This is a genomic window from Lactivibrio alcoholicus, assembly GCF_055390895.1.
Window position 1 is genome coordinate 2,180,195 of the sequence record NZ_AP042471.1, and the last position, 16,854, is coordinate 2,197,048.

Annotated in this window: 20 protein-coding genes; 12 read left to right on the top strand and 8 right to left on the bottom strand. The window is 62.6% G+C overall.

Translation table 11 applies throughout. The features are described from left to right. The 4 genes from ACZ5IU_RS09995 to ACZ5IU_RS10010 all read left to right on the top strand — a co-directional run bounded on the left by ACZ5IU_RS09995 (position 1) and on the right by ACZ5IU_RS10010 (position 3,631). Positions 1 to 792 (top strand): carbon-nitrogen family hydrolase, encoded by a 792-nt coding sequence (locus ACZ5IU_RS09995; protein ID WP_464416834.1) that lies wholly within the window; start codon positions 1 to 3, stop codon positions 790 to 792. A gap of 28 nt (positions 793 to 820) precedes the next feature. Continuing rightward, the gene (locus ACZ5IU_RS10000; RefSeq protein ID WP_464416836.1) at positions 821 to 1,816 is read left to right on the top strand and encodes a TRAP transporter substrate-binding protein; all 996 of its coding nucleotides are present in this window, start codon (positions 821 to 823) and stop codon (positions 1,814 to 1,816) included. Positions 1,817 to 1,886: 70 nt separating this feature from the next. Continuing rightward, positions 1,887 to 2,363: a TRAP transporter small permease gene (locus tag ACZ5IU_RS10005; protein ID WP_464416838.1), complete on the top strand. Its 477-nt coding sequence runs from the start codon at positions 1,887 to 1,889 to the stop codon at positions 2,361 to 2,363. Further along, complete coding sequence (locus ACZ5IU_RS10010; protein WP_464416840.1) at positions 2,360 to 3,631, top strand: TRAP transporter large permease; 1,272 nt, start codon at positions 2,360 to 2,362, stop codon at positions 3,629 to 3,631. The genes ACZ5IU_RS10005 and ACZ5IU_RS10010 overlap by 4 nt, the downstream gene beginning before the upstream one ends. Here ACZ5IU_RS10010 and ACZ5IU_RS10015 read toward each other — a convergent pair. The 3 genes from ACZ5IU_RS10015 to ACZ5IU_RS10025 all read right to left on the bottom strand — a co-directional run bounded on the left by ACZ5IU_RS10015 (position 3,579) and on the right by ACZ5IU_RS10025 (position 6,420). Continuing rightward, on the bottom strand, positions 3,579 to 4,424 hold the full coding sequence (locus tag ACZ5IU_RS10015) for an alpha/beta hydrolase (protein ID WP_464416842.1): 846 nt from the start codon (positions 4,422 to 4,424) through the stop codon (positions 3,579 to 3,581). The genes ACZ5IU_RS10010 and ACZ5IU_RS10015 overlap by 53 nt on opposite strands. Further along, positions 4,409 to 5,524, bottom strand: coding sequence for a hypothetical protein (locus tag ACZ5IU_RS10020; RefSeq protein ID WP_464416844.1), 1,116 nt, complete (start codon positions 5,522 to 5,524; stop codon positions 4,409 to 4,411). The genes ACZ5IU_RS10015 and ACZ5IU_RS10020 overlap by 16 nt, the downstream gene beginning before the upstream one ends. 224 nt (positions 5,525 to 5,748) lie before the next feature. Next, a complete protein-coding gene (locus ACZ5IU_RS10025; protein WP_464416846.1) occupies positions 5,749 to 6,420 on the bottom strand; it encodes a beta/alpha barrel domain-containing protein in 672 nt (223 codons plus the stop codon). Positions 6,421 to 6,549: 129 nt separating this feature from the next. Here ACZ5IU_RS10025 and ACZ5IU_RS10030 point away from each other — a divergent pair, with 129 nt between their 5' ends. The 5 genes from ACZ5IU_RS10030 to ACZ5IU_RS10050 all read left to right on the top strand — a co-directional run bounded on the left by ACZ5IU_RS10030 (position 6,550) and on the right by ACZ5IU_RS10050 (position 10,075). After that, entirely contained in the window at positions 6,550 to 6,924 is a 375-nt protein-coding gene (locus tag ACZ5IU_RS10030) for a RidA family protein (RefSeq protein ID WP_464416848.1), read from the top strand. A gap of 134 nt (positions 6,925 to 7,058) precedes the next feature. Beyond that, positions 7,059 to 8,084: a hypothetical protein gene (locus ACZ5IU_RS10035; RefSeq protein WP_464416850.1), complete on the top strand. Its 1,026-nt coding sequence runs from the start codon at positions 7,059 to 7,061 to the stop codon at positions 8,082 to 8,084. Then, positions 8,081 to 9,088, top strand: a complete 1,008-nt coding sequence (locus ACZ5IU_RS10040) for a DUF1848 domain-containing protein (RefSeq protein WP_464416852.1) — start codon at positions 8,081 to 8,083, stop codon at positions 9,086 to 9,088. Before ACZ5IU_RS10035 ends, ACZ5IU_RS10040 begins: the two co-directional genes overlap by 4 nt. Further along, on the top strand, positions 9,085 to 9,714 hold the full coding sequence (locus ACZ5IU_RS10045; RefSeq protein ID WP_464416854.1) for a hypothetical protein: 630 nt from the start codon (positions 9,085 to 9,087) through the stop codon (positions 9,712 to 9,714). The genes ACZ5IU_RS10040 and ACZ5IU_RS10045 overlap by 4 nt, the downstream gene beginning before the upstream one ends. Further along, positions 9,698 to 10,075: a hypothetical protein gene (locus tag ACZ5IU_RS10050; RefSeq protein WP_464416856.1), complete on the top strand. Its 378-nt coding sequence runs from the start codon at positions 9,698 to 9,700 to the stop codon at positions 10,073 to 10,075. Before ACZ5IU_RS10045 ends, ACZ5IU_RS10050 begins: the two co-directional genes overlap by 17 nt. 13 nt (positions 10,076 to 10,088) lie before the next feature. On the opposite strand, the gene ACZ5IU_RS10055 is transcribed toward ACZ5IU_RS10050, so the two are convergent. Then, positions 10,089 to 10,457, bottom strand: coding sequence for a winged helix-turn-helix transcriptional regulator (locus ACZ5IU_RS10055; protein WP_464416858.1), 369 nt, complete (start codon positions 10,455 to 10,457; stop codon positions 10,089 to 10,091). Between the two features lie 243 nt (positions 10,458 to 10,700). Between ACZ5IU_RS10055 and ACZ5IU_RS10060 the strand changes: the two genes are divergently transcribed. From ACZ5IU_RS10060 to ACZ5IU_RS10070, 3 genes are all read left to right on the top strand, one after another. Then, positions 10,701 to 11,861, top strand: coding sequence for an FIST signal transduction protein (locus ACZ5IU_RS10060; RefSeq protein WP_464416860.1), 1,161 nt, complete (start codon positions 10,701 to 10,703; stop codon positions 11,859 to 11,861). 30 nt (positions 11,862 to 11,891) lie between these two features. Then, positions 11,892 to 13,331, top strand: a complete 1,440-nt coding sequence (locus ACZ5IU_RS10065) for an aldehyde dehydrogenase family protein (protein WP_464416862.1) — start codon at positions 11,892 to 11,894, stop codon at positions 13,329 to 13,331. Positions 13,332 to 13,553: 222 nt separating this feature from the next. Further along, positions 13,554 to 14,222 (top strand): FkbM family methyltransferase, encoded by a 669-nt coding sequence (locus ACZ5IU_RS10070; RefSeq protein WP_464416864.1) that lies wholly within the window; start codon positions 13,554 to 13,556, stop codon positions 14,220 to 14,222. Positions 14,223 to 14,291: 69 nt separating this feature from the next. Here the strand turns inward: ACZ5IU_RS10070 and ACZ5IU_RS10075 are convergent, their stop codons facing one another. The 4 genes from ACZ5IU_RS10075 to ACZ5IU_RS10090 form a co-directional block, all read right to left on the bottom strand. After that, positions 14,292 to 14,789 carry an RNA ligase family protein gene (locus ACZ5IU_RS10075; protein ID WP_464416866.1) on the bottom strand — a complete coding sequence of 166 codons (498 nt, stop codon included), beginning with the start codon at positions 14,787 to 14,789 and terminating at the stop codon, positions 14,292 to 14,294. Between the two features lie 4 nt (positions 14,790 to 14,793). Further along, on the bottom strand, positions 14,794 to 15,570 hold the full coding sequence (locus ACZ5IU_RS10080; RefSeq protein WP_464416868.1) for an AAA family ATPase: 777 nt from the start codon (positions 15,568 to 15,570) through the stop codon (positions 14,794 to 14,796). Between the two features lie 316 nt (positions 15,571 to 15,886). Then, complete coding sequence (locus ACZ5IU_RS10085; protein ID WP_464416870.1) at positions 15,887 to 16,198, bottom strand: AAA family ATPase; 312 nt, start codon at positions 16,196 to 16,198, stop codon at positions 15,887 to 15,889. 111 nt (positions 16,199 to 16,309) lie between these two features. Further along, complete coding sequence (locus tag ACZ5IU_RS10090) at positions 16,310 to 16,807, bottom strand: SgcJ/EcaC family oxidoreductase (RefSeq protein ID WP_464416872.1); 498 nt, start codon at positions 16,805 to 16,807, stop codon at positions 16,310 to 16,312. Positions 16,808 to 16,854 lie beyond the last annotated feature (47 nt).

Genomic DNA, 16,854 nt, shown 5'->3' on the forward strand with positions numbered 1-16,854 from the left:
ATGTTGCGGGTCGGCATCGTACAGATCGATATCCGCGTCGGCGACCGCGAGGCGAACCGCCGGAACCTCGAGGCGCATCTCGAACGGAGTCTGACGCCGTCGGAGCATCCCACCGCGATCGTGATCCCCGAGATCTGGGACGTCGGGTACGACCTCGAACGGGCGAAGACGGTCGCGGACCCCGAGGGGCGAAGCGCCGCCGAATTCCTCGGGGAGCTCGCGAGGAAGTACGACGTCTGGTTCACGGGCGGCTCCGTCCTTGCGTCGTCGGGCGGAAAGTTCTTCAACCGGGCGCAGGTCGTGAATCCGTCAGGCGAGCTCGTGACGCAGTACGACAAGGTCCACCTGATCCGCCTCATGGACGAGCATCTCCACATCACTCCGGGATCGGGGCTCGGGCTCTTCGATCTCGGTGAGACGAAGGCGGGATGCGTCGTCTGTTACGACATCCGTTTCTGCGAGCTTCTGCGCACCTACGCGCTCAAGGGGACGGAAGTACTGTTCGTGAGCGCCGAGTGGCCGCTCGTTCGCGCCGCGCACTGGCGGGCGCTCACCATCGCGCGGGCGATCGAGAACCAGATGTTCGTCGTGGCGTGCAACCGCTGCGGGGAGACGCGCGGAACGGTCTTCGGCGGAGGGTCGCTCGTCGTGTCTCCGTGGGGCGAGGTTCTCTTCGAGGCGGGGAGGGGCGAAGAGGTCGCGTTCGTCACGATCGACCCCGCGAAGTCGGGCGAGGTGAGGAAGTACCTTCCGGTATTCGCCGATCGGGCTCCGGAAGTATACGATCTGTAGTCCACACTGAGACAGGAGGGGTAGGGAAATGCGTTTCGGAAGAGCACTTGGCGTATTGGCAACAGCGGCGGCATGTGCCGCGGTGTTCTCGGTCCCGGCGATGGCGGCGATCGAGATCAAGTTCGGGCATTCGGGAAGTCTCGAGCACCAGTACCAGATCGGCGCGGAGCAGTTCAAGAAACTCGTCGAGGCGGAGTCAAAGGGGGAACTGAAGGTCACGATCTTCCCGCAGGCTCAGCTCGGCGGCGAGCGCGATCTCGCCGAAGGCGTAAGGATGGGGACGATCGAAATCGCCTCCGTCGCCGCCGGAAACCTCGCGGGATTCGTTCCCGAACTCCAGCTGTTCGGAATTCCGTTCCTGTTCCCGTCCCGCGAAAAGGTGTACGCGGTTCTCGACGGCGACGGCGGTAAAGAAATCTCGAACATCATGGCGGCGAAGGGTTTCCGGAACCTCGCGTTCTGGGAGGTCGGCTTCCGGAATATGACGAACAACACGCGCCCCGTGAAGGTTCCCGCGGATATGAAGGGGCTGAAGATCCGGGTTCAGGAATCCAAGATCTGGATCGAATTCATGAACCGCCTCGGCGCGGTCGCGACGCCCATCCCGTTCGGCGAACTCTACTCGGCGCTCCAGCAGAAGGTCGTCGACGGGCAGGAGAACCCCATCGCGACGATCTACTCGATGAAATTCTACGAGGTACAGAAGTATCTCTCCCTCACGGGCCACACCTATGAACCGGCGCTCGTCGTCGCGAACCCGAAGTGGTTCGGCGGGCTCGATCCGAAATATCAGGCCATCATCCTGAAGGCGGCCGCCGACGCGGCCGCCTATCAGCGCCAGACGCTCGCGGATAAGGACAAAGAGCGTTTCGAGATCATCAGAAAGGCCGGCGTCGTGATCGAGGAAAATCCGGACAAGGAAGCGTTCGCGAAGGCCACGGCGGATATCCACAAGGTTCTCGCCGATACGGTCCCGGAAAAGCTCGTCCAGATGATCAAGGACGAGGTCGCCGCAGCCAAGTAACGGGAAGTGACTTTGCGGACGCCCCCGATCGTTCTCGTGCGGGGGGCGTCCGCCCGCAGGGGTGAGTGACGTGAAAAAAGTGCAGACGGTCCTGTCCGTTCTCTCCGGGGCGTGCCTGGCCGTTGTTTTCCTCGTGACATTCGCGCAGGTTATCCAGCGCTACGTCTTCCAGATGGCGATGCCGTGGTCCACAGACGTCATCCGGATCTTCTTCGTCTATTCGGTCTTTCTCGGAATGGCGGTCGGCGTTCTCAAGAAGGCCCACCTGAACATCGACGTCGTCGTCCACGCCCTGCCGGAGGCCGTCCGGGCGAAGCTCGACATCGTCTCCAACGTCATCGTGACGGTCTTCCTCGCTTCCGTCTTCTGGTACAGCTTCCGCTTCATCACGGCGAACGCCGATCAGTACACCCCCTATCTCATGTTCCCGATGAGCTATGTCTACGCGATCATCCCGCTCTGCGTCTCCGTCATGATCGTCTTCCTCGTCGTCGATACGTACCGGTCGGTCTTCAGCTCTCCCCGGAAGGGAGGCGACGCCGCGTGAGCTGGATCTTCGGACTTTTCGGAGTCTTTTTCCTCGGCGTCCCGATCGCGTTCTCGCTGGGGTTCGTCACGCTCGTCGGGCTCTCCGGCGGCTCGATTCCGATGGAGGTCATCGTCCAGCGGATGTTCACGGGCGTCGACAACTTCGCGCTGATCGCGATTCCGCTCTTCATCCTGGCGGGCAATCTCATGGCCGTCGGCGGCATCTCGCGGCGGATCACGTCGTTCTCGGAGTCGCTCGTCGGACACTGGCCGGGTGGCCTCGGAATGGTCACGATCGTGGCGTCGATGATCTTCGCGGCCGTCACGGGGTCGGCGATCGCGGCGACCGCCGCCATCGGCGGACTCCTCATCGGCGTCATGGTCTCGAAGGGATACTCGAGGGAATACACGGCCTCGCTCGTGGCCTGCGCCGGGTCCATCGGACCGATCATACCGCCGAGCATTCCGCTCGTGGTCTACGGCGTCATGGTGAGCGCGTCGATCGCGAAGCTCTTCATGGGCGGCGTCGTCCCGGGGATCATCATGGGAATCGCGCTCATGATCGTGAACTACATCGTCAGCAAAAAGCGCGGCTACGTCGGCCGCGAGACGCGGTCGAGCCGCGCGGAGTTGTGGGCCGGACTCAAGGACGCGATTCTCGCGCTGTTCATGCCGTTCATCATCATCGGCGGCATCGTCTTCGGAATCTTCACGCCGACCGAATCGGCCGGAATTGCGGTCGCCTACGCGCTTCTGATCGGCGGGCTCGTCTACCGCGAACTGACCTGGCGGAACATCGTCGATGCGTTCATCGACGCGGCGATCATGAACGGGGTCATCCTGACGGTTCTGATGACCGCGAGCCTGTTCATCTGGTTCATGACCGTGAAGATGATCCCGCAGCAGGTCACGCAGGTGTTGCTGCAGATCGTGCATTCCCAGTGGACGGCCCTGCTCCTGATGAACGTCGTCCTTCTCGTGGCGGGAACATTCATCGACACGATCAGCGCCCTGACGATCTTCGTGCCGCTCTTCCTGCCGCTCGTGAAGGCCTTCAACATCGACCTCGTCCACTTCGGCGTGGTCGTGGCCGTGAACCTCACGATCGGGATGTGCACGCCCCCTCTCGGGGTCTGCCTCTTCGTGTCGTGCGGCATCGCGAAGACGACGCTCCGGGAGATGCTTCACGACCTCGCGATCATGATGATCCCCCTGCTCGCCACGCTCGCGATTGTCACCTACCTTCCGTGGACGGTGACGTGGCTCCCGAACGTTCTCGGTCTGTAGCGCGGACGCGTCGGGCGAACACCAGAAGAGCCTCCCAGTAGGCGCCCCCTGCCGTCGTCATGACGTCGTTGTGCCCCGCGCCGGGAACCCAGAGGCACATTTTCGGGGAACGTGCGCGGTTGTAAAGGGCCGGGCCGTGGGGAAACGGGACGATTCCGTCACGACGGCCGTGGATGAACAGGATCGGACATCTCACCGAAGGTATCTTCCGGATGTTGTCGAAACGGTCGAACGGAAGTATGGGAAGGATGGTCAGCACCCGGAACGCGGAGACGAACGCGCTCTCGAGGACGAGTCCTCCGATGGGTTCGCGGAGCGCCAGTTCGACGCTCGGCCCCGATCCGACGGAGCGCCCGAACGCGACGATCCGTTCGGGCGCGACTCCCTGCTCGAAGCGAAGGTAATCGTACACCGCGCGGATGTTCGCGTATGCGGCCCGTTCGGAGGGGCGTCCGGAGCTCGCGCCGTATCCGCTGTAGTCGTACGCCGCGACGGAAAACCCCCGCGACGCGAACGCGGACAGGGCGGGGGAGATGTTTCCGAGGTCCTCGGCGTTTCCGTGGCTGAAGAGGATCGTGAAATCCGCGCCGGGAACGACGATATGCCTGACGGCGACGGTTCCGCCGCCGGGCACCGGAATCTTCAGGTACGGCGCCCCGTCCGCATACGACGACGGATGCGGTTGGAAGATGATCCTGTCCGAAAGAAACCACGCGAACAGGAAAAGGCACGCGTACGCGACGAGAGCGATGCGCCCCACGGAGCGCATCGCTTCCGCTATGTACCCCCACACCCGTCTTCCGCCCTCTCCGCGACCTCCTTCGACGCGCCGCAATGGATGCAATATGGCAGAAGAGCGTGGCGAATCCCATGGCAGGAGGGGCACTCGTCGAAGAGGACGCTGCCGCACGATGGACAGACATAGGGCTCTTCCTGAGCGCTCCGTTCGTCCGGAACGACAGCCCTGTTGACCGTCCTCCGCGTCCAGAACAGGAAACGTCGCGGGCCGACCCGGATGGGGTAGTCGCAGACCGGACAGAGGAAGCGCTCGTACCCCTCGCGGTACTGCCGGATGATCCACTGCGCCTTCGGGAACGCGATCGTCCGGATGAAGTGGACGAGAATTCTCGTGACGACGATCACGAGGCCGCCGACGAAGATATACTTGAAAAGTCTGCTCGGGAAGTATTCGTGGACGACGCGGGCGATCATGACGAGCGTCGCGGCGCCGAATGCGAGCGAAACCGGGAAATAAATCCCTGAACGCTTTCCCAGAATGACGTACGCCGCGACGGCGAGAACCGGCAGGAGAAGCGCGAGTTGCAGTAAAGCCAGCTTCATGCGGTGCGCCTGCATGAGCGCGTCGTACTCCTCTTGAGCAGGGGCGCGCTGCGCCCCGATCTTTCTTTCGGTCTCCTCCTTTTCGGCAATGAGTGACTGACGCCGTTCGATAAGGTCCGACACGTCCTGACCGAGTTCCTGGTATCTCCGCTGGTTTTCGAGGAAGACGTTCAGGCCCGTCGAAACGTTCTCCTGCTCGGCCTCAGAGACCGTCGCGCTCTTCTGGATCCCGAGCTTCCGGAGTTCGAGAAGCTGCGTGATCGTTTGCTGGAGATTCCTCGAACTGTCGCCCACGATACGCTGCTTTTCGGTTGCGCTCTCGATCCGTCGCGCGACGTCCGAGATCCGCCGCGCCAGTTCGTCGCGATGCGCGATCAGATCCGGGGCGATATGCACCTTTTCGATCGAGGCGAAATCGGGGCCCCGGATCGTGCGGATGTCCCCGACGAGAAAATCGAGGACCCAGAAGACGAGCACGGCGAGGACGACAGTGAGAAGGCGCACCGCGAGACGATGGAGCCAGGTTCCCTTCTGCGAAACTCCTGATTTCACGATTCGCTCCCTTCCGCCCCGGTACGGGCGGCTCACCACTCGGTCACGGAACCGTCCGCGTTCCTCCAGACCGGGTTTTTCCACGAGTGTCCGACGCCCGCCCATTCGCGGACGACCGCCTCGTCGATCGCAATTCCGATTCGTCGGTCGTGATCTTCAGGAACAGCCAGCGCGGAGGGACTTTGAACAGTTCGAGCGATTCCACGCGAGCCATGGGACGGTCCTCAGTCCCGGTTCGCCCGGATTTCCGCGATGCGCGCGACGATGCGTTCGGACGCCTCGCGCACTGCGTCGATGTCTCCCTCGACACCCTTCGGCTTCATGAGGGCGGTTCCGAGGCCGACCGCGAAGGCTCCGGCCGCGAACCACTCTCCGAGGTTTTCCGGCGAGACGCCCCCGATCGGCATGATTTTCGCCCATGGAACCGGGCCGTGGACGGCCTTGATGAACTTCGGCCCGAGGACATCCCCCGGAAATTCCTTGACGACCTCGGCGCCGAGTTCCATCGCGCGAACGAGCTCCGTCACGGTCCCGACGCCGGGCATGTAGGCCACGCCGTAGCGGTTGCAGGTCCGGGCCACGTCCTCGCTGAGGCAATGCGAGACGATGAACTCCGCGCCGTTCAGGATGCAGAGACGCGCCGTCTCCGCGTCCGCCACCGTTCCCACGCCGATGGCGAGATCCTTCCCGTTCGGCAGCGCGCGGCAGCGCCGTCCGACTTCCGCGAGGATTTCGAGCGCCCCCGGGTAGGTCGTCGAAACCTCGACGGCCGTCACGCCGCCCCGGAACATCGCTTCGCCGGAAGCGACGCCTACGCCGGCATCTTTCGTCCGTACGATTCCCACCACGCCGAGCCGTTCGATATGTCCCAGAATGTCGCACTTCCTGATCCCCATCACGAGTCCGCCTCCTTCGGCGCACAGGGAGCGGATGACGTTGACGCTCTGCTCCCCTTCAATTATTATAAACTGGGAAAGAAAAGAAAAAAATACGTCATACGCTGCGACAGAGGAGGAGTGATCGACATGAAGAAGGAAATCAGGACCGACAAATCCCCGGACCCGATCGGGCCGTACTCGCAGGGGCTCGTGATCGGCAACAGGGTGTACGTTTCGGGACAAGGGCCCCGCAATCCCGCGACGAAGACGACGCCCGAAGGGATCGAGGCGCAGACGCGCCAGGTGATGACGAACATCAAAAACATCCTCGCGGCGGGCGGCGCGACGATGGACCACGTCGTGAAGAGCACGGTTCACCTCGCGAATCTTGACGACTTCCAGGCGTTCAACGCCGTGTACAAGGAATTCTTCACGGCGCCCTTCCCGGTGCGGACGACCGTCGGAAGCGCACTGCTCGGCGGCATCCTCGTCGAGATCGACGTCGTCGCCGAACTCGACTAGACGTTTGCGAGCCGAGAGCCCCTTCCGCATCAGCGCGCGAAGGGGCTCTTTTTTTCGGGACTGTTCCCGCGCGTTCGCGCAGAGGTATGATACTTGCATCGGGACACTGTGAGACATGTCCGGAGGTGAAGCCGATGAGATCGGAAGATCACGCGATGCGGGCTCCCGAATGGCTGTTGTGGCGATTTATCCCGGTTCTTGGACTGAGCGCGGCGTTCGGCGTCGTGGTCGGGATTCTCAGGGGAGGAATGCCCTTCCTGCCGGGGATTCAGGGGATGGCGATCGGTCTCGCGACCGGCTACGCGGCGGGATGGCTCGGGAGGAACGATTCCCCGGAATATCTGTCCGTCGGTCAGCGGTTCTTCTTCGGCATCGCTGCGGCGTGCGTCTTCACGTCCGCGACGCTGTTGACGATGGGATTCATGCAGGCGGCCCCGTTCGAGGGACCGCTCGAATGGCTCGGCGAAGTGTCCTCGGGGTTCATCAGGGAGCCCTTCTACGGCGTCGGCAACTTCCGCAACTATTCCGGGATGCTGACGGGAGGCTGGTGGCGCGGCTTCACGTTCCTCGACTCAGGATTGTACGTCTTCCTGTTTCTCGTCGGCGCGATCGCGGGGATCCCCCGCGGGAACGTCCCGGCGACGGACGGTTCCGTAGCTCCGGAGGACGACGCCGACGACGGGGGCGACGATTCGGACGGGGCGCCGCGGGAGAAGACGCGCGTTGCGCTGGGCGGGCTCGTCGGCGTGCTGCTTCTGCTCGGAGCCGGGTTCGTGGTCCTCAACGCCTACGAAGACGCCGGAAGCCACGTGTCGCTTTCACCCGACACGCTGAAAATCATCCGGCCGCTCGTCGGGCGGTGGATCCTGAAAGACCCCGCGGGAGTCATCCGGGGGACGGACGAGGATCGGATGTTCGACCTCAGACTCGGCGGGTTCGATTCGCTTCGCGGAATATCGGTCCTGCCCGGCCGCTTTGCGATCGACTTCACCTGGTGGGGAGGGCATTACCGGGGGAAAATCTGGCTTTCCGGGCGGACGATGCCGCTGTGGGTGCGGATGCGGCCCGACGAGGGGAACAACAGCCTGCGCATCGTCCTCTTCATGTACGGAAACGGGCGCAGAATCGTCGAGATGCGGGCCGAACGAGTTCCGAAGTGAACGCCCCCGGCCCAGACATGATCGTCAGCGCGTCGCGCCGGACGGACATCCCGGCATTCTACGCCGACTGGATGATGGCCCGTCTTCGTGCGGGGCGATGCGATGCGCGCAACCCGAGGAATCCGCGTGTGCTGTCGCGGGTGGACCTCTCGCCGGAAGGCGTGCGCTGCATCGTCTTCTGGACGAGGAACTTCGCGCCGCTGACGCCGCATATTCCGGAAATCGAACGGATGGGGCACAGGTTTTACGTTCAGGTCACCCTCACGGGATTGCCCGGTGTCTTCGAGCCGCACGTTCCCCCGCCCGAAAACGCCGTACGGACCTTCCGGGAACTGGCCGACCGGATCGGTCCGGATCGCGTCGTCTGGCGCTACGACCCGATCCTGCTGACGGGCCGGACCCCGCCGGAATGGCACATCGCAACATTCCGGCGCCTGTCGTCGGCGCTTTCGGGCGCGACGCGGCGATGCGTCCTGAGCCTGTACGATCCCTACGCCGCGGCGGCCCGGAGGCTTCGGGCGCTCGGCCCGGACTGCGAGCCGCATGTCGCGCGATGCGCTGACGGGGCCCGGTCGCTCTTTCCGGGCGAAGTTCCGGAGGGCGTGGACATCCGACCGATGCTGCGCTCGCTCCGCGAATCGGCCGGGGAAGCCGGAATGGAGCTTCGTTCGTGCGCCGAACCGCTGATATGCGCGGACAGCGGCATTCTTCCGGGCGCGTGCATCGACGCCGATCTGATCGGAAGGCTCACCGGCGGCGTGTCGCTTCCGCCGTCCGCGGCGAAGGACCCGGGGCAGCGACATGCGTGCCGGTGCGCTCCGAGCCGGGACATCGGCGAATACGACACGTGTCTTTTCGGCTGCTCGTACTGCTACGCGACGCGGTCTTTCCGAAGCGCCCGGGAGTGGTGGAAACGCTGCGATCCGTCGTGCGCGTCGCTGATTCCCCGGAACGACGGGCGCGAACCGGTCGCCGGGCGTGATGAAGGGGGCGGATGTTCGTGACCTATCGTCTGTTCAGCTTCGCCATGGCGCTCTTCTGGGTGTTCGTCCAGCAGACGTGCCTGTGCTGCGCCAAATGGGCCTGCTATGATCTGCGCGGAACCCTGCTGGAAAATGTCCGGCCTGCCGGCGCCCCGGAAGAGCGCCCTCGCGACCTGCGTCGCTTCGTCGTGCAGCAGATCGCGCTGCTTGCCGCACTCATCGCGCTCGCGGCTGCGGACCTCTGGATCCTGCCGCCCGTCCATCCGCACTCGAACAACTCACCCTCGCTGGTCTGGCAATTCCTGTGCACGGTCATGCTGATCCTCGACGGCGGCCTCGTGTCGTTCGAGTGGCGGATCTACCGGCTCCACGCCGTGCGGGGCGCGGATCCCGGAGCCGCCGGCGCGCGCTTCGCATTCTGGTGGACGACCGGCTGCCTGATCCTCTACGCACTCTGGTTCGGCGGCGCGCTCTCCGTGACGCGGCGGTACGGGCTGAACCCGCTCGAGTGGGAGTTCCTCTGCCTGTTCTACTTCCGGATCGTCAACGGACTCTATCTCGTTCTGGAGGGGAGCATGGGCGTGATCGCGCTGCTGCTGTGGCGCAACCTGCGGCGGGAGGCGGGGGAACATGACTTCGCTGCTTGACGTCTTCTACCTGTGGATCGCCCGATGGGAGGGCATCCGCGGACTTCTCGGAACGTTCGAGGTCGCCACGAACATGATGTGCAGCGCCGCGGACATTCTGTTCATCTTCTGCTTCCTCCGGATCGCGGACACCGCGCGGAAAGAAGAGCGCCGTCCGCCGATCCGGGCGCGTTACGGAATCATTCTGATCTTCCTGGTCCTGACGCCCGCGCTGCTCTTCTTCAAAGGACCGGCGCTGATGATCTGGACCTCGGCGATCCTCGGCATCCCCTATCTCGTGCTCGCCTGGAGCGTCGTCACGGACGTGTCCGGCATCGTCCGGCTGATCCGGAGGCGGATCGAACGGCGCGGCAACGCCTGACGGTTCGCGCCGGTCACATATTCCGTCTGTAGAAGTCGATGTTCGCGCATCCCCACCCGTAAATCACGTCGACGACGGGAACGAGCGTCCGGCCCCGGTCCGTCAGCCGGTACTCCACGTGCGGCGGCGACTCGGGATAGATCGTCCGGTCGACGATGTCGTCCTGCTCCAGCTCGCGGAGCTGTTTCGTGAGGATCCGGTTGCTGATCTCGCGGAAGAGCCGGTGGATCTCTCCGTAGCGCATGGGGCCGTCGTGCCCCAGATGCCACAGGATCACGACCTTGTACTTCCCGCTGATGATGGACATCGTCAGTTCCTTTTCGCAGTGGAATTCCCCGTTCGCGAGCTTTTTCCGCAGATCGTCCCGCAACGTCGAAGGCATCTGTTTTCCCCCCGTTTCTCCCCGTGATCCGTCGAAGGGTACAAAATTGTTCCCTGCTTACAAAAATGTGCGTAATTTACGGGAAAAAATAAACGGAATAAAATTGCATCAGTATTGTGACGAATAGCGTCGGATTATGTGACTTTCGTCCTATTGTACGGCGTCGACCGGATCTCTTCCAGTGTGTTTCAGATGGGGCATCGAAGCTTCACGAGTCACGAACTACGAGGAGGGGGACAGAAAATGCTGAAGGCGCAAGTTGGGTCAAGCGTCGCGGCGGATGCGCGCCGGGCGGGCAGGGAAGCTGCGGAAAAGGCGTCGCGGGGGCTGAACGGAAGCGTCGCGTTCGTCTACGGCAGCGCAGGGTACGACGCGGAGGAATTTCTCTCCGGCGTCAAGGAAGGTCTCGGCGGCGTCCCGTTTCTGGGGTGCAGTTCGTTCACCGGCGTTCTCACGCCCGAAGGTTTCGTCGGAGGAGCCGACGGGTTCGCGGGGGTCATGGCGATCGAGGATCCGTCGATGACCGTCGGCGTCGCCTCCGGAGAGCGCGGCGAATGTCCCCGCAAGGCCGGACACAGCGTTGCGGAAGCGGCGCTGCGGAATTCCGGGCGGACGGACGATCCCGACTGGTTCTACATGGTCGCGCCTCCGGGCGAGGAGGAATCGTACCTTGCGGGAATCCAGGAGGTCGTCGGCCGGATCCCGTTCTTCGGGGGAAGCGCGGCGGACAACGACCTGACCGGAAAGTGGCATGTCTACGGACAGAAAGCCATGCCCTCGGGCGTCGCGGTCGCGTTCTTCTGGAACAAGCCGTTCGGAAACCGCTACACCGGGGCCTACCGACCGACCGGAAAGCGCGGCATCGTGACGAAGGTCGATAACAAACGCGTGCTGCGCGAAATCGACGGAAAACCGGCGCTCGAAGTCGTCGCCGGATGGCTCGGGAATTCTCCCGACACACTGATGGGGGCGAATCTGCTCTTCCGGACGATCACGAATCCGTTGGGGCAGCGCGACCTCGTGGACGCGAAACACGTATGGATCCGGCATCCCATGGGCGGCAACCCGGACATGAGCATCAACGTCGGCAACAACCTCGTCGAAGGGTGTTCCGTCGAACTCATGGAGGCCACAGTCGACGAACTCGTCGGCTCCGTCGGTGATGCGGTCGGCGTCTGCCGCGAGCGCCTTGCGGGCGAACCGGGCGCGCTGATCGCCGTTCACTGCGGCGGACGGCGGGGCGGCATCGGAGATCGCATCGGCGAGGTCTCCGAACAATTGAAGAAGAGCGCGAGAGGCCTTCCGTACATCGGCGTCTTCACGTTCGGCGAATACGGATTCGAGAAGGGCTCGGCCAACGGCTGCGGCGGTCTGATGCTCTCGTTCATGCTGCTCGGGAAATAGCGGCGAAACGAACACGGAGGTGTTTTGAAAATGGCGAAGATGATCATCGGAGGAAAGAAAGTCGACGCGCGCGGCGGCGCGACGATCGACGTCATCAACCCGGCGGACGGAACCGTCGTCGATACGGTCCCGAACGCCGCGGCGGAAGATGTCGACGAAGCGGTCGCGAAGGCGATAGCGGGACAGAAAGTCTGGGGCGCGGTTCCGCTCCACGAGCGCGGACGGATTCTGCGCCGTTTCGTCGAGATCGCGCTGTCGAAGAAGGAAGAGCTTGCATCCTTGCTCTCGCGCGAGACGGGCAAACCCATTCGCGAGGCCCGGGCGGAGATCGGCAACATTCCCGCGCTGTTCGAGGGATTCGTGGAAAAGGCGAAGCACCTGTACGGCGAGGCCATCCCCGCCGGAACGGAGCCCGGAACCGAGGCGACGCTCCAGATAACGGTCCGGGAGCCTGTGGGCGTCGTGGCGTGCGTCATTCCGTTCAACTTCCCGGTGGACCTGTTCGGACAGAAGATCGCCCCTGCGCTCATCGCGGGCAACGCTGCCATCGTGAAGCCCTCGACCGAGAACCCGCTCACGCTGATCCGGCTCTGCGAACTGCTGATCGAGGCGGGCGTTCCGGACGGCGCGATCGAAATCGTCACCGGCCCCGGATCCACCGTCGGCAGCCGGCTCTGTGCGAACCCCGGAATCGGCGTCATCAGCCTGACCGGCAGCACGGTGGTCGGCATCGAGACGATGCGCTCCGCCGCCGCGAACCTGACGCCCTGCGCGCTCGAACTCGGCGGCAACGACGCCTTCATCGTCCTCGAAGACGGCGACGTCGACCTCGCGGTCGAGGAGACGATCTTCGGCCGCACCTACAACACGGGCCAGGTCTGCTGCGCGAGCAAGCGCTTCCTGATCCATAACTCCGTGAAGAAGGAATTCACCGAAAAGATCGTCGCGCGACTCAAAACGCTCGTCCAGGGCGACCCCGCCGACGAGAAGACGACGGTCGGGTGCCTCATCAGCGAAAAGGCCGCGAAAACCGTCGAAGAGCAGGTCGCGAAGACGGTCGCGCAGGGCGCGAAAATCGTCGCGGGCGGCGTGCGCAAGGGAGCCTTCTACGCGCCGACCGTTCTCGCGGACGTCACGCGGACGATGGACGTCGCCGTGGATATGGAGATCTTCGGCCCGGTCATTCCGATCATCGGCTTCGACACGGACGAAGAGGCCGTCGACATCGCGAACGCGTCGAGCTTCGGGCTCTCGGGCAACGTTTTCTCAGGGAACATCAACCGGGCGATGAAAGTCGCGCGCGCCATGGAGTGCGGCGGCGTGGTCGTCAACGGATGCAGTTTCTTCCGTTCCTGCGAAATGCCCTTCGGCGGCTACAAGATGAGCGGCATCGGCAACGAGGGCATCGCCTGCACGCTCGACGAAGTCACGCAGGTCAAGACCGTCGTCCTGAAAAACGTTCTGCGCTGAAACAGCGGATTCCTATCCGTTTTGAACGCATGGCGAGGGCCCCTGGGCGCAGTTCCGGGGCCCTCGCCGCACGCCGGAATCCGTCGTCTTTTCGTTTCTTCGCGACCGAGCCCGCCGGGACAATCGCCGTGTGGTACAATGCTGCCGCTTCAACCGAAGCGAGCGAACTTTGGAAAACTTTGACGCATTCCGAAAAATACGTTCCCCGAGGGGTGGTTCCGGGTGCGAAGCATCGCCGAACTGATCGTCTCGAAGTTGTTCATGAAGCGGATCCCCGCGCCGAAGGGCTTCTACAGCCAGTATGGACAGGACGCCTACGTCCTCGACCTGCTCGGAAACATGCGCGGCGGCGTCTTCGTCGACGTCGGCGCCTACGACGGCGTCGAGCTGAGCAACACGTACCACATGGAAAAAGAGCTCGGCTGGACCGGGCTCGCCGTGGAGCCGCACCCCGCCGTATTCGAGGAACTCCGAAGGAATCGCACGTGCAACCTGTTCCGCGGATGCATCGGCGCGGCGAACGGCACGGTGCGCTTCCGGGCGGTCGAGGGCGCCGCGAGCGCGATGAGCGGCATCGAAGACGCCTATAACGACCGGACGTTGCGCCGCATCGAACGTTCGGGGAAGCACTCCGACTTCATCGACGTCGAATCCGTGACGCTGAAGGACCTCCTGCGCCGCTTCGGGATCGATCATGTGGACTTCCTCTCGATCGACACGGAGGGCAGCGAATACGAGATCCTCGCGACATTCGACTTCTCCGTGCCGATCCGCGCGATCACGGTGGAAAACAACATGCACACCGTGCCGATCCGGCGTCTGCTCGAACGTCACGGCTTCGCCCTCAAGGCCACGATCGAGTGCGACAGCGTCTATCTGCGGAAGGAGTAAGCGCCGAAAAAGATCGGTGCTTATGTCTCCGACGACTCGGTCCCCGAGATCGACCGGCGCGACTGAAGGTCAGAAGGCTTTCAGTCGGTTCGCCGTGATGCCCGAATGCGACCAGTGTTCTTCGATAGACTGGATGAACGCCGGGCGAACCAGCTTGGCTCTTCTTGCGAGCCAGTCGCCCTCGTCGGACCGGAGATACAGGCCTTCGGCCGGTCTGTCGCCGAAACGCGACCGCGTCAGGAGTCCGCTCAACTCGTCGATGGTAAACCGGCCTCTGGCGACTTGCGGAACGGGAATTATCCCCGCTTTTTTCAGCAGATCGTTTCTTCGCGCCGCGGAGAAGAAGCGGGCCGCTTCCCTGTCGTATGCGTCAAAACCGAGAAACCAGTCGGGCAACCTGTCATAGGCGACCGTGTGCCGCGCATAACACCATTCTCCGAAAAGAATGAACCGGTCCGTCAGCTGTTCGAAAAGAGCGTCGACCTTCGGAGCCAGCCATTCGGCCAGCTTCTTCCACTGTCCAGCGCACGGTTTGCAACCAAAGGCACGTTCGTATCGACGACGCATTTGCTCATTCTGCGGAACTCTCTTTCTTCTCATTCCGCTCCATGCGTTTTCCCATCGCAGTTTTTGATTGTTCCGTGATATCTTCCATTTCATCGCCGAAGAAATTTTCCGGCCAGTTCCTGATACGTCCAAACTCGTCGATTTCCAAGTGTTCCAGCGTTGCCGGATGCTGCGACACGTTGGCGAAATACGCCGCCACCTTTTCCTGGGGGACTGCGTCCTCCGCAATACGTCTTTGAAGGCGGCGAAGAAAGTGTTCCGAATGTGTCTCAATGATCATCTGGATGTTGCGCGGTTTGCCGTTTTCCCGCGAGTTGATGACGTCGATCATGGCGTCCGCCAGAAGCGACTGCGCCCGGGGGTGCAAATGGATCTCCGGCTGTTCCATGAGGATGATGGAGTTGCTGGGGGCGTAGAAGCACTGAACGAGTACGGGCAGCACCTGTGAGATACCGAATCCCACATCGGGAAGATCCACAAAGTCCGGAGAACCCTTTGTGCGAACCTTGACCTCGTATTCCTGACGCTGCTCCGAGATCGGGTTGACTCTGAATTCCTCGATCAATTCCATTTCCTTCAGTTTTCTGGCTATAACACCTTCGAATGGAAAAGTGGGACGTTTCGGACCAAAGTTGATTCTCCGCTTTTTGGCCGCCAGGATGGCGGCGACGGTATGTTCACCGGCGTACCCGACGCTCTCCGGTTCGATCCCCGTCCAGGAATACAATCGTTCAGCCTTTGTTCGCAGCGGCCCCAGATAGCTGAGAGAACGGAACAGCATTTCATGCCGCAGGTTCAGCTCCTGGACGAAGTCCGCGTTCTGATAATAGGCGACGACTTCGTCCGGAAATCCGTAGAACCGGACCGGCGCTCCGGGATTCCACGCACGCCCGGGATTCCGTTTGAGTTGGTAGTCCTCGAACTCAACCTTGTATTCGGCCTTGGCGCCGGAGTTCCGGTGCATTCCGACGAACAGGACCATACTGTCCTTTTGCAGAAGCCGGTACGAAAAATGATCGACGATCAACGAATGTTGGTCCTTTTCGTCCAGTCCGATTTCGCCGTTGAAAGACACGGCGTTTCCCGAAAACTGGGTGCTAGTCTTCGCATCCCTGAATCTGAGCGTCTCGGGCACGTCCCATTGATATTCGAACGCGATCTTTTTTGGGATCGTGATGAAAGACGATGTCCTGATACGAACCGAGCTGTACGGCCGTGTTCCTCCCTCCGGGGTAGAAGACGGCCTTTCTGTCGGGAGACTCCACGGTCTGTTTGAGCATCATCAGGAACTGCCCGATGCTCGACTTCCCCGAGCTGTTAGCCCCGAAAAACAGCGTAATCGGAGCCATCCGGATATCCGAGGTGTCCTTCCAGATCTTGAAATTTTGAATGCGAAGCCGCTGCAACATTATTCCACCCTCCAATCCGTGCCATTCCCCAGCTAAGCCTGCTTGGAATGTAATGTCTCCGTTACAAGCGCCGAAAGGTTCATCGTCTTCCGTTTTTCCGATGCTACCCGCCTATTTCTCCGGCATGACGGACGAGTGGTGGCTGACGATGCGCCAGTTGTCGCCGTTCCAGCGGTAGGTGAAGCTGTAGCGCGCCCGCACGCTTTCGCCCGTCGTCGCGTAGTGGAACGTGTACAGGCCGGTGTCGACGGCGATGTCGGCTCCGATCGAAATCTGTCGCATGACGATCTCTCCGGACGGCCGACGCTCGAGAAAGTGGCGGAAGTAGTCGACCTTTTCTCCGCGCGTGAGGCGGGGCGTGTTCGAGAGCGTCGGCAGGAGGATCGACCGTTCGGCGTACAGGTTGGCGACCTTCTCCGGATCCCCGGACCTGAGCGCCTCGTTCCATCTGTCGAACAGCGCGGCGATGTCCAGTTCGGTCGCCCCGGCCGCGACAACGCATTTCTCCGGGAAAACGGCGGCCGTTTGGGCGCCGCAGGGAACGGCGGCGACGCATCCTGCGAAGAGCATGGCGCACACGGCAAGCACTGCGGTGGATCTGGCCTTCATCTTTCCCCTCTCCCTCGTGTTCCGGATATTCGGACGACGGACGCGTA

Excerpts from the sequence above, each read along its gene's own strand:
- ACZ5IU_RS09995 (WP_464416834.1), top strand. The coding sequence starts at position 1 with ATGTTGCGGGTCGGCATCGTACAGATCGATATCCGCGTCGGCGACCGC.
- ACZ5IU_RS10000 (WP_464416836.1), top strand. The coding sequence starts at position 821 with ATGCGTTTCGGAAGAGCACTTGGCGTATTGGCAACAGCGGCGGCATGT.
- ACZ5IU_RS10025 (WP_464416846.1), bottom strand. The coding sequence starts at position 6,420 with ATGGGGATCAGGAAGTGCGACATTCTGGGACATATCGAACGGCTCGGC.
- ACZ5IU_RS10030 (WP_464416848.1), top strand. The coding sequence starts at position 6,550 with ATGAAGAAGGAAATCAGGACCGACAAATCCCCGGACCCGATCGGGCCG.
- ACZ5IU_RS10035 (WP_464416850.1), top strand. The coding sequence starts at position 7,059 with ATGAGATCGGAAGATCACGCGATGCGGGCTCCCGAATGGCTGTTGTGG.
- ACZ5IU_RS10050 (WP_464416856.1), top strand. The coding sequence starts at position 9,698 with ATGACTTCGCTGCTTGACGTCTTCTACCTGTGGATCGCCCGATGGGAG.
- ACZ5IU_RS10055 (WP_464416858.1), bottom strand. The coding sequence starts at position 10,457 with ATGCCTTCGACGTTGCGGGACGATCTGCGGAAAAAGCTCGCGAACGGG.
- ACZ5IU_RS10060 (WP_464416860.1), top strand. The coding sequence starts at position 10,701 with ATGCTGAAGGCGCAAGTTGGGTCAAGCGTCGCGGCGGATGCGCGCCGG.
- ACZ5IU_RS10065 (WP_464416862.1), top strand. The coding sequence starts at position 11,892 with ATGGCGAAGATGATCATCGGAGGAAAGAAAGTCGACGCGCGCGGCGGC.
- ACZ5IU_RS10075 (WP_464416866.1), bottom strand. The coding sequence starts at position 14,789 with ATGCGTCGTCGATACGAACGTGCCTTTGGTTGCAAACCGTGCGCTGGA.
- ACZ5IU_RS10080 (WP_464416868.1), bottom strand. The coding sequence starts at position 15,570 with ATGCTGTTCCGTTCTCTCAGCTATCTGGGGCCGCTGCGAACAAAGGCT.
- ACZ5IU_RS10085 (WP_464416870.1), bottom strand. The coding sequence starts at position 16,198 with ATGTTGCAGCGGCTTCGCATTCAAAATTTCAAGATCTGGAAGGACACC.
- ACZ5IU_RS10090 (WP_464416872.1), bottom strand. The coding sequence starts at position 16,807 with ATGAAGGCCAGATCCACCGCAGTGCTTGCCGTGTGCGCCATGCTCTTC.